Source organism: Campylobacter sp. (assembly GCF_052170435.1).
Classification (GTDB): domain Bacteria; phylum Campylobacterota; class Campylobacteria; order Campylobacterales; family Campylobacteraceae; genus Campylobacter_A.
In genome coordinates this window covers 103,398-114,433 of the sequence record NZ_JBQNAN010000002.1, presented here as the reverse complement: position 1 = coordinate 114,433, position 11,036 = coordinate 103,398, and the positions used below count along the sequence as shown (strand labels likewise).

Annotated in this window: 8 protein-coding genes; 4 read left to right on the top strand and 4 right to left on the bottom strand. The window is 51.7% G+C overall.

The genetic code is table 11. The features are described from left to right. A partial coding sequence (polA, locus tag ACTTJF_RS02015; RefSeq protein WP_442550530.1) for a DNA polymerase I occupies nt 1–2,404 on the bottom strand: 2,404 nt, incomplete at its 3' end. A 205-nt stretch (nt 2,405–2,609) separates the two neighbouring features. Then, nucleotides 2,610–5,063 (bottom strand): molybdopterin-dependent oxidoreductase, encoded by a 2,454-nt coding sequence (locus ACTTJF_RS02010; protein WP_442550529.1) that lies wholly within the window; start codon nt 5,061–5,063, stop codon nt 2,610–2,612. A 225-nt stretch (nt 5,064–5,288) separates the two neighbouring features. Here ACTTJF_RS02010 and ACTTJF_RS02005 point away from each other — a divergent pair, with 225 nt between their 5' ends. From ACTTJF_RS02005 to ACTTJF_RS01995, 3 genes are read left to right on the top strand one after another with little or no spacing between them, the layout of a single operon-like run. Next, nucleotides 5,289–5,858 carry a YcxB family protein gene (locus ACTTJF_RS02005; protein ID WP_442550528.1) on the top strand — a complete coding sequence of 190 codons (570 nt, stop codon included), beginning with the start codon at nt 5,289–5,291 and terminating at the stop codon, nt 5,856–5,858. A 20-nt stretch (nt 5,859–5,878) separates the two neighbouring features. After that, nucleotides 5,879–7,804, top strand: a complete 1,926-nt coding sequence (locus ACTTJF_RS02000) for a hypothetical protein (protein WP_442550527.1) — start codon at nt 5,879–5,881, stop codon at nt 7,802–7,804. Nucleotides 7,805–7,833: 29 nt separating this feature from the next. Next, the gene (locus ACTTJF_RS01995; RefSeq protein ID WP_122863445.1) at nt 7,834–8,169 is read left to right on the top strand and encodes a hypothetical protein; all 336 of its coding nucleotides are present in this window, start codon (nt 7,834–7,836) and stop codon (nt 8,167–8,169) included. A gap of 117 nt (nt 8,170–8,286) precedes the next feature. Here ACTTJF_RS01995 and ACTTJF_RS01990 read toward each other — a convergent pair whose 3' ends face one another. After that, entirely contained in the window at nt 8,287–8,745 is a 459-nt protein-coding gene (locus ACTTJF_RS01990; protein WP_442550526.1) for a DJ-1/PfpI family protein, read from the bottom strand. Continuing rightward, the gene (locus ACTTJF_RS01985) at nt 8,735–8,884 is read right to left on the bottom strand and encodes a hypothetical protein (RefSeq protein ID WP_442550525.1); all 150 of its coding nucleotides are present in this window, start codon (nt 8,882–8,884) and stop codon (nt 8,735–8,737) included. The genes ACTTJF_RS01990 and ACTTJF_RS01985 overlap by 11 nt, the downstream gene beginning before the upstream one ends. 121 nt (nt 8,885–9,005) lie before the next feature. Between ACTTJF_RS01985 and ACTTJF_RS01980 the strand changes: the two genes are divergently transcribed. Further along, the gene (locus tag ACTTJF_RS01980; protein ID WP_442550524.1) at nt 9,006–10,634 is read left to right on the top strand and encodes a formate--tetrahydrofolate ligase; all 1,629 of its coding nucleotides are present in this window, start codon (nt 9,006–9,008) and stop codon (nt 10,632–10,634) included. Nucleotides 10,635–11,036: the final 402 nt, after the last annotated feature.

Genomic DNA, 11,036 nt, shown 5'->3' with positions numbered 1-11,036 from the left:
CCTCGCGCTCGTACATCGCAGTTTGCATCGGCGTCGCGGTAGTAAAGTCAAACAGTCGCTTCCTACCCAGCAGCGTGCGCACGAAGCCCTCGTTTTTGGCTGCGGTTTTTATCCCTTCCAAAAAGCCCTTTATCGTAGGGAAAGCTTTAAAATAGCGCTCGATATACTCCTTGGCCTCGGCGCGCGTGATGCCTACTTGCCCCGCTAACTTGCTCGAGCCCATGCCGTAGATGAGGCCGAAATTTATACTCTTGGCCACCGCGCGGTTTTGCCCCTCGGCGCTGCCGAATATACTAATCGCCGTGCGCGCGTGGATGTCCTCGTCGTTCGCAAACGCCCGCAAAAGCGCCTCGTCGCGGCTAAAATGCGCAAGCAGTCGCAGCTCGATCTGCGAGTAGTCAAGACCTACGAAGCTAAAGCCGCTTTTGGCCTCAAAGCAGCCTCGCACGTCCTTTGCCAGCGCACCGCGAGCGGGGATATTTTGCAGATTCGGGTTTTTAGACGAGAGCCTGCCGGTGCTAGTTCCCGTCTGGATAAAGTTCGTGTATATCCTGCTGTCGGCGTCTTTTTTGACCAAATTTAGCAGCGGTTCGCAGTAGGTGCTTTGCAGCTTATATAGCTCGCGGTACTCAAGTAGTTTAGGGATGACGGGGTGCTCCTCGATGAGCTCGGCTAGCACGGCCTCATCGGTGCTGTAGCCCGTTTTGGTCTTTTTCTTTACGGGTAGTTTTAGATGTTCAAACAGCACCGAGCCTAGCTGTTTAACGGAGTTGATATTAAAATTTTCACCCGTTAGATCGTAAATTTCAGCGGTCAAGGCTTTGATCTTGGCGTCGTTTCGCAGGATCAAATTTTGCATTTTCCCTTGGTTTATCGCGATGCCCTCGCGCTCCATATCAAAAAGCGTGAGGATGAACGCAAACTCGTGCGTATCGGCAAGCGCGAGCAGCTCAGGGTCAAGCAAATTTAAAAAGCTTTTGTAAAATTTCAGCGTTATCCACGCGTCCTCGGCGGCGTATTTTGCGGCGTTTTCAAGAGCTACGGACGCGAAGGTCTCGCCGCGCTTTACCACGTCTTCAAATTTGATCGTGTCGTAGTCGTAGAGCCGCTTGGCTAGCGCGTCCATACCGACGCTTGAGCCCGGATCCATGAGCCACGCTAGTATCATCGTGTCTTTAAAATTTACGGGCGGCTCGAGCCCTAGATTTCGCTTTACGACCTTAAAATCGTACTTTAAATTTTGCCCGATCACGCAGCCTTTGTAAATTTGCCCTATCGCCCAGGCGGCAAATTTCTCGCTTACCTGCTTCGGCGCGCCCAGATACTCGTGCGACACGGGCACGTAGTAGGCCTCTTCGTCGTTAAAGCAAAAGCTAAAGCCGACCAGGCGGGCGTTTTGCGTATCGACGTCCGTGGTCTCGGTGTCAAAGGCCACGAGCGTATCCGCGTCTATATTTGCCAGCAGTCGCTCGATCTCGCCCTCGTCCGTTAAAAGCCGCGCATTAAAGCCGAGCTTAAATTCCGCGTTTTCGCCCGCGTTTTCGCTATTTTGCAACGCTTTTAAAAGGCGGTTTAGATCGTATTCGCGCAGAGTATCGGCGACCTTTACGAGCGGATTTTGCTCGGGAAATTCCGCCCTTTTTAGATCTAGCACGTCAGGCACGTCGTCAAAGAGCGATGTTAGGCGCTTGCTCAAAAACGCGCTCTCTCGGCCTTCTGCCAGCATACCGCGGATACGTTCGTTTCGCACTAGCGGCAGGTTTTCGTAGATGTTTTCTAGATTGCCAAATTCGTTTAGCAGCTTTTTGGCACCCACCGCGCCGATGCCTTTGACGCCGGGGATATTATCCGAGCTATCGCCCGCGATCGCGAGAAAATCTCGTATGCAGCTTGGCGGAACGCCGTATTTTTCTATGCAGCTAGCGCTATCGTGGTCGATCTTGCTTTGCGGGCTGTAGATACTTACTTTGCCGTCCTCGATGAGTTGATAGAGGTCTTTATCGTGCGTCACTATGCGTACGAATATATCCCGCTGCTTGCACTCCTTTACGACGCTAGCGATGATGTCGTCGGCCTCGTAGCCTTCGCGGCTCACGGCGGCTAGGCCCATTTTTTCTATCATTTCTATACACACCGGCAGCTGCTCTTTTAGCGCGGCGGGCGGCTCGGAGCGGTTGGCTTTATACTCGCCCAGGATCTCGTGGCGCAGCGTTTTGCCCTTGCTATCTAGCGCGAAAATGATATAGTCGCTTGCGAATTCGTTTTGCAGATTCATAATAAAATTCGCAAATCCGCTCACCATGCCGCTTGGCTTGCCTTCGCGGTTTTTTAGTCCGCTCATCGCGTAGTAAAGTCTGAAAAAAAATCCGAAAGTGTCGATGATCGTTAGCGTTTTTTGGCTCATTTTTTATCCTTTTTTTGGGCTAATTTTACAAATTTTAGGCAAAAAAACGGCTGATTTGAAAGCAAATTTAAAATTTAGCGGCGCGGAGCAAGCGCTGAAGCGGTCAAATTTGAGTTAAATTTGACGCTAAATTTGAGCGGGTAAGTTTAAAAAGTAGTCAAATTTGAGCGACCAAATTTAACCGCTCAAATTTAAATCACAAAGCCTAAGCTTCTATCGTCACAGGCCTATCAAACGCCGTTACGCTCGGCAGTTCGCCTTTAAATTTCTCGATCTGCACCATGCTCGTGTGCGCGGTGTTGCTTTGCGAGAGCTGCGAGCTAGGCACGTCCTTGGTTAGCACGTTTATGTTGCCGTGTTTGCAAAGACTTTTCTCGCCCCAGACGGCCGGGTCGTACCATGCGCCTTCGCTTACGATCACGACGTTATCTTGCGCCGTGTCGCTCACCAGCGCGCCGCAGAGGATCTCGCCTCGGTCGTTGTATATCCTCACCACGTCGCCAGTTTTTATGCCGCGCGCCTTTGCCGTGGCGGGGCTGATGAGTGCCGGTTCGCGGTTTGCGATCTCGGCGTAGTTGCGGATGAGCGAGCTGTTTAGCTGCGAGTGGAGCCTAAATTTAGAGTGCGCACCGCTGATGGCGATAGGATACTTGCTCACGTCGCCGCCCAGCCACTCAAAGGGCTCCATCCACGTCGCGTGCGGCGGGCAGTCGGCATAGCCTAGCTTTTCGACCGCTTCGGAGTAGAGTTCGATCTTGCCCGACGGCGTTTTTAGCGCGTTTTTCTCGGGATCGGCGCGGAAGTCCGCGTAGTTTGTGAAGTAGCGCTTTTTCTCGTCGATCTTATCAAATTTAACATATCCTTTTTGCCAAAACTCCTCAAATTTAGGCATCGCTATGCCCATACCTTCGGCTTGCTTTGCGGCGTTTTCGTAGATTTCCTTCACCCACTCAAGCTCCGTTTTGCCCTCGCTAAAGGCCTGCTCGTACTCCTCGCCCCACTGCGCGCAGATGAGCCGCGCGATCTCAAAGTCGCTCTTGCTCTCGCCCGCAGGCTTTACTAGCGGCTTAATGGCAAAAAGGTATTCGCTAGTGGAGTTTGCGAACTCAATATCCGTGCGCTCGCACTCTAGTGCTGCCGGCAGCACGATGTCGCTGAGCCTCGCCGTACTCGTCCAAAAGGGCTCGGTGGTGATGATCGCTTCGATCTTTTTCATCGCTTCGACCGCGCGGTTGGTGTCTGGGTGGCGGGTGAAGGTCGAACCGTTGGCGTTAAACATCACTCTAATGTGCGGCATGACGTACTTTTTGCCGTTGCGCTCGATCTGCTTGCCGGGCTCCATGATCGCGTCTATGAGCCTGCTGTTTGGTATCTCGTGATATTTAGCCTTAGCTAGCTTGCCTTGCGGGGCGATGTATTTTTCGTTTACCGCGGGGTTAAAGGCCTGAAGCTTTGGCGCGATGAAGCTAATATCTGCGTTTTTATGCATCTGATCATTCATCACGTAGCCGCGCCCCGTCTTGCCGATGTCGCCTAGCATCGCAGCCAGCGCGATGAGCGCCCAGTACGCCATCTCGCCGTGGTGCTGGCGCTGTATCGCGTAGCCTGTAACTATAAGCGTGTCCTTTTTAGCTAGCGTACCCGCTAGCTCTTTTAGCTCCTTTTCGCTCACGCCGCAAATTTTACTCGCCCACGCAAGATCCTTTTTCACGCCGTCTTTCGCGCCGGTGAAATACTCTTTAAATTTATTAAACCCGACCGTGTAGCGCTCTATAAATTCCTTGTCGTAAAGGCCGTTTTCGTAGAGATAATCGCAAAGCCCGATCAGCATCGCCGTGTCGGTGCAAGGGCGCACGGCGAGATAGTGTGCGCCGAAATACTCCGCCGTTTCATTGTGGTAGACGTCTATGCTGTAAATTTTCATCTCGCCTTTTTTAAATTTCTCTTTCATAATCTCATAGTAGGCGTAGGAGTTATGCATCGGCACGCCGATGGCGATCTTGTTTGAGACGACGGGGTTCGTGCCCCAAAACACGATCGTTTTAGCCTCCTTTACCACGCCCTCCCAGCGCGTAGGATTATGCGTCGGATCGATAGAACCGGTCACGTGAGGCAAAAACGCCGTCGCCGCGCCGTATGAGTAGCCGCCAAGCTCGCTCACGTAGCCTCCTAGCGCGTTTAGCATGCGCTTTGCGGTGCGCTGCGAGTGGCCGACCTTGCCTAGGCTGCCCCACTGATAAAGCTGCCCGTAAATGGCCTCCGAGCCGTATTTATCGAAGTTTTCTTTTAAAATTTTAGCGCTTAGCTTTATCGCCTCGTCCCAGCTAACGCGCACGAAGGGCTCTTTGCCGCGAAGCTCGGGCTTTGGATTTGAGGGACCAGCAAGGAAGCTTTTGCGCACGTAGGGGTATTTCACGCGCGTTTCGTTTTGGATATGATCGCTTAGGGCGTTGTTTAGCACCGTTGGCATCGCGTCGCCCTCAAAGAGCTCGGTACCAACGACCCTACCGCCGATGGTTTGGACGTAAAACGCGCCAAATTTATTCGCGCAAAGCCCCATCTGCTCGTCAAATATCGCCTGCGCCGCCGCGTCAAATTGTTTTGCCTGCGCTGATGCCGCCGCCAGCGCGCCTAGTTTTAGAAAATCTCGTCTTTTCATGGTTGCCTCCGTTAAATTTAAATTTGGTGGTTGATTTGGTTTAAATTTAGCGGGATTTATGAGGTTGAACTTTGCATCGTTTGCCTTTAAACGTATTACGCGACCTCGCGTCTTAGCGGTGATTTTACGAAATTTAGGCTTAATTCTCGTTTTAGCCGCTGTTTTAAAAATAGCGTAAATTTAGGCCAAATTTGATAATATTTCATCAAAATTTAAAGGAAGTAAATGTCAAATTTGAAAGCCGACTTTGAGCTAAAGCCTAGCGCCGAGTATAAAAAGACGGCGCGCGAGGTGGGCAAGATCGTTTATAAGGGCGATAAATTTATGCGCTATATCAGCCTTTGCGACTTTGCGGCGATCATTATCGGGATGATTTTTATCACGCTTTTGTGCGTCAAATTTTACATCAACGACCTTGGTTGCTTGCTTGAAGATTACGGTTATGAAAGCGCGGCGATCTTGCCCTATCTTGCGTGGATAGGCGCGTTTTTGACGGTGCTTTACGCCACGGGGCTGCGACCTTGGCTGCTGATTCGCACCATGCTAAGCAGGGCAAACTACGGCGAATTCGGACCAAAAAGCGTGATCTTAGAGGATGAGTTTTTCGTGCAAAAAAGCAAATTCGGCGAGGGCAGATATTTTTATAACGTCATCAGCGACGCCCGCTACGTCGGTAACTTCGTCGTCGTTATCATCGCAAACTCCATGTTTTGTACCGTGCCGCGCGAGGCCTTCGCAGACGGCGGGGCGGAGTTTTTAAGCGAGATAAAAAAGCGCGCGGGACTAGACGCGTAAAATAAAATTTAGGATTTAAAATGAGCGAATTTGACGAGTTAAATTTACACGAGCCGTTTTTAAAAGGGCTACGAAATCTAGTAAGCGGCAACCAAGCTAAGCCTGAAGATTTGGTAGAAATTTCGCACGAAATTTTTGATTTTGAAGCGATGGCGACCGTGACGTGGGAGTTTTACGGTAAGCGCGAAGAGAGCAAAACCGCAGGCGGCGCAAAGGAGCAGATACATTTCGGAGGCGACGCGCGCGGCTACGAAAATCACGCCAGAGAGTGCTTATTGCAGGCTAGAGATAGCGCCGATTTGCACGAGATTTTACTCGCCGAGCTACGCCAAGACGCAAAAGAAGCCGTCGCAAAATCAGGCGGCACGGTTAGGTATTACGATTTTAAGCCATTTAGCATGAGCGAACGCTGCGACAACTGCGGCGGCGACGGGCAGACGCGATGCGGCGAGTGCGGCGGACGAGGCAAAAAAACCTGCTCCAGCTGCGGCGGACGCGGACGACAAAGCTGCTCTACGTGCGGCGGCAGCGGCGGCGTAAATCGCCCTCACACCCAGTATAACTCCGACGGCAGCACCTACGTGACATATCGCTACGAGAGCTGTTCATCGTGCGGCGGTAGCGGCTCAAGCACCTGCTACGGCTGCTCGGGATCGGGTACGGTAAGGTGCGGCGGCTGCGGCGGGTCGGGCTACGTGCAGTGCGCCCAGTGTAGCGGACACGGATACTTTACCACGGTAGCAAACATCGGCGCCTACGCGAAACCCGGCGTAAATTTACGCATAAAATCGCGCGCCTACGCCGACGAGCTTTTGGACTTCTTGTGCGCTCGCAGCTGTAAATTTCTCTCGCAGACGATACCTTTTTATCAAGACGAAGAGAGCGGCGGGGAGGATTCGCACCTGTTTTCTTACGTAGGTTCTAGCGCGATAACGAGGCTAAATTTTATACTGCTAGGCAAGGAATACGAGGCGGTGGGCTTTAGCAACCCGCCCTACGCCTTTATCAGGCCGCCCTTTTTCGACGATCTTTTCGCGGACGAGATAATGATGCTAGAAAAGATCGACGCCGACGGCAAGATAACTAGGCGCGAGGCATTTAAATTTTTCACGCGCTACTGCTCGCAGCCCGCTCTAGACTCCGCGCTAAAGCGTATCGCTAAGACGGACGGCGCGCAAAACGAGGCCGCAAACGCCGTGATAGAGGCCTGCGACGGCTACGTCTCAAGAGGCGCGGCGAGCAAACTGGGCGAAACGATGAAAAAGTGCCTAAACAAAATCTCTCCCGTTTATTCGCCTGCGGTTTGGTTTGGGCTAGGTTCGCTATTTTGGCTACTTGCGCTAGTTTTTACGGCAGGATTTTTGGGCGAAAATTTAGCCGATCGCTACATCATGGCGCCTATTTATACGCTTATATTTTTGGCTATTTGCGCGGGCATGGCTTGGTGCGTCTTAGCGCCGCTTAGCGCGCTGGTTACGTTGATTCGCCGCAGCTCCGTGCCAAAAGAGTACCGCCAAAGCATGCGAAACAAAGAGGCTTTTTCGCTGTTTTTTAAAATTTTAGCGGGCTTTGGAGCCCTCGGCGCGATCTACGGCGCGATATCGAGCTTCGGTTACGCTCCGACTCTTGTGCAGCTTGACGAGCGATTTGAGGCGTCGCGCGGCCTGGAGGCCAAATTTCGCGAGATGACGGCTAAATTTGACGGCTCAAACGAGACGGCACGCGAAACAAACTCCACTGCTACCGCCAAAACCGCTCCGAATATGACGCAAAAAGAGAAAATTTTATACGTGCAAAAGGCTATCGGCGTCAAAGCCGACGGCATCATGGGCGCGCGCACTCTCAAAAAGGCGCAGGAGTTTTTGGACGCAAATTTGACGAACGCGGATGAAATTTACGAAGCGATAAAAGCAAAAGAAGCAAAAGAAGCAAGCCGCGCAAAGTGATTGCTTGTATCTCATTTTAGGAGGACGAAATGCCGAAAATCAACTGGGACGGAAGGTCTGCGGGCAACGGCGCTTGGGTATACGAGGGCAACGAGCTAAAGCCCAAATACGGCGCAACCACGCACAATACCTTTGAATTTGACGGCGGCGTGCTAAAGCCCAAAACAGGAGCCAACTCTTCTAACACATTTGAGTTTGACGGCAAAAAAATAAAACCCAAATATGGCGCAAACTCAAGCAACACTTGGGTGATACAAGGCAACGTCGTCAAGCCCGATTTTGGTTCAAACTCAAGCAACACTTACGACATAAACGGAGCTCCTATCGCCGTCATCATAGGGCAAGTCTGCCTAAAACTGTGGTAGCGCGAGACAAGATACGAGCCGTTTGTTTTAAAACTTACGGTTTTGGCGCGCGGTGCGGTAAATTTGACTCGGATTAAATTTAGCCGTCAAATTCCCGCGTCCGCCGCAAACTAAAATTTAAAACAGATCCGCGTTTTTGTCGCTATTCCAGACGTACTCCATCGCCCGAGCGATACGCTGCGCCTCGTCCCGACCGTGCATATCCGCGATAAAACCCAGAGCCGCGTCGATACCCGCACTCACGCCCGAGCTAGTGTAAAATTTCCCGCTAACGCACCACCTGGCCGCACGCACCCAGCGCACGCCAGGAGCCTCTGAGGTCGCCCACTGCCACGATAGTTTGTTGCTCGTGGCCTCCATGCCGTCCAAAAGTCCCGTTTTAGCTAGCAAAACCGAGCCCGTGCACACCGCGATCACGTGATCGTGTCTGCGCGCTAGCTCGCCCAAAATAGCGATAAACTTGTTATCGTGCGCAAGCTCTCTAGCCGCAAAACCGCCCGGCACCAGCAAAATATCAAATTTAGCCATCTCATCTAGCTTTCGCGTCAAGATTTTAGCGCTCGTACTACTGCCCACGAGCCCGCCCGTAACCGAAAAGTACTCTATCTCGTAGCATTTTCGCTCGCCTTCTCGCGCCAGGGACAGGCGTCTCGGCAGGCCCCAGCGCGTCGATCGCGGTAAATCCGTCAAAAAGCAAAACGTTTAGCGCCTTCATAGCGATCCTTTGTCAAATTTAGCCCAAATTTGATTGCCGGCGGTTAAAAATTAATGAGACTTTTCGCGTTTGCAAGGTAAAATTACAAAATCATTTTAAATCAATTTTTTAAGGAAAGACGATGCTAAGCGACAGAGAAATAGAAGCGAGCGCAAAGCCGCAAAATATCGTAAAAATCGGCGCAAAACTGGGGCTAGGCGAGGAGGCGCTAGACACCTTCGGCAAGCTAAAAGCCAAGATCGAGCCGCGACTAGGCAGCGCGTCCGGCGCAAACCTCATCCTAGTTACCGCGACCAATCCGACCCCGTACGGCGAGGGCAAAACGACCGTGACTGTCGGGCTATCAGACGGCTTAGCGCGTATCGGCAAACGCGTGTGTGCCGCGCTTAGAGAGCCGAGCCTGGGGCCGGTTTTCGGTATAAAGGGCGGAGCGACGGGCGGCGGCTACTCGCAGGTGACGCCGAGCGAAGATATCAACCTGCACTTTAACGGCGACTTTCACGCTATCACCTCGGCAAATAACCTCATCGCTGCGATGCTAGATAACCACATCCATCACGGCAACGCCCTAAATATCGACCCTGCGCGCGTCGTTTTCAAGCGCTGCATGGATATGAACGACCGCTCGCTAAGAGAGATCGAAATCGGCCTTGAAAAGAGCAATAAATTTACTCGCAAGGACGGCTTCGTAATCACCGCCGCTAGCGAAATAATGGCGATCCTATGCCTAGCGACCGACCTAAAAAATCTAAAAGAGCGCGTCGAAAACATCGTCGTCGCCTACGATAAAGAGGGCGGCCTCGTGCGCGCAAAATCCCTAAACTGCGCGGATGCCGTCTGCGTACTGCTAAAAGAGGCAATAAAACCAAACCTTGTGCAGACGCTTGAGGGCACGCCCGTGCTCATCCACGGCGGACCGTTTGCAAATATCGCGCACGGCTGCAACAGCGTGATCGCGACCAAAACGGCGCTAAATTTAGCGGATTACGTCGTGACCGAGGCGGGATTTGGCGCTGAGCTTGGAGCGCAAAAATTCCTCGACATAAAGTGCCGAACCGCAAATCTCGCGCCAAAATGCGTCGTGCTAGTAAGCACCATCCGCTCGCTAAAATATAACGGCGGATGCGATAAAGACGGCATCTCGCAGCCGAATTTAGACGCGCTAAAGCTAGGCGGCGAAAACCTAAAAGCCCATATAGAAAATCTCAAAAACTTTAACCAAAACGTCATCGTCGCGCTAAATAAATTTGCGACCGACACGGACGACGAGATCGCCCACGTGCGCGCTCTTTGCAAGGAGTCGGGAGCCGAGTTTAGCGTGTGCGAGGGCTTTTTAAAAGGAAGCGCCGGCACGGAGGATCTAGCTAAAAAAGTCGCGCAAATCTGCGAAAAACCGGCTCGCGAGATAAACTTCACGTATGAGCCCGCCGACCCCGTCAAAACCAAGATCGAAAAGATCGCGACTAAAATTTACGGCGCCAAAGACGTCGTCTTTAGCCCGCGCGCGCAGGAGGATCTGGCCGAGATTTCGCGCCTAGGCTTTGAGAGTATGCCAGTTTGCGTCGCAAAGACGCAGTATAGCTTTAGCTCGGACGCTAAGCTGCTAGGACGGCCGAAGGGCTTTAGCTTTGAGGTTAGCGCGCTTGAGATCCGCGGCGGAGCTGGCTTTATCGTGGCGGTTAGTGGATCGACTATGCTGATGCCGGGACTGCCAAAAGTACCTGCCGCCGAGCATATGAGAGCGGAGTAAAACGAGCTATGATCCGTCAAATTTGAGCGTAAAATTTGATCGGTCGGCGAAGTTTTTTTGAAAAACAAAGGCGAATTTGGCGGAAATAACGCCGGGTTCGCCTTTTTAAATTTGACTATTTCGTCCTTTAAATTTGCCGTCAAATTTAAAACGCTAAATTTAGCAAAGGTCCGCTCTAGCTCATAAATTTTAGATTTTATCGCAACGCTATTCATGCGAGATTTTTATCTACCGCCCATACATCGCCGAAACGCAAAATCAAATTTACCCACTCAAAGCCGCTTGTTATTCTAGCGCTAAATTTGCGCTATTTTACGGCATTTTGAATATATAAATTTAACGCTCTAAATTTGCCGTAATTTACGGCAAAATCGGCGTAATATATTTTGGAGTTTTTAATCA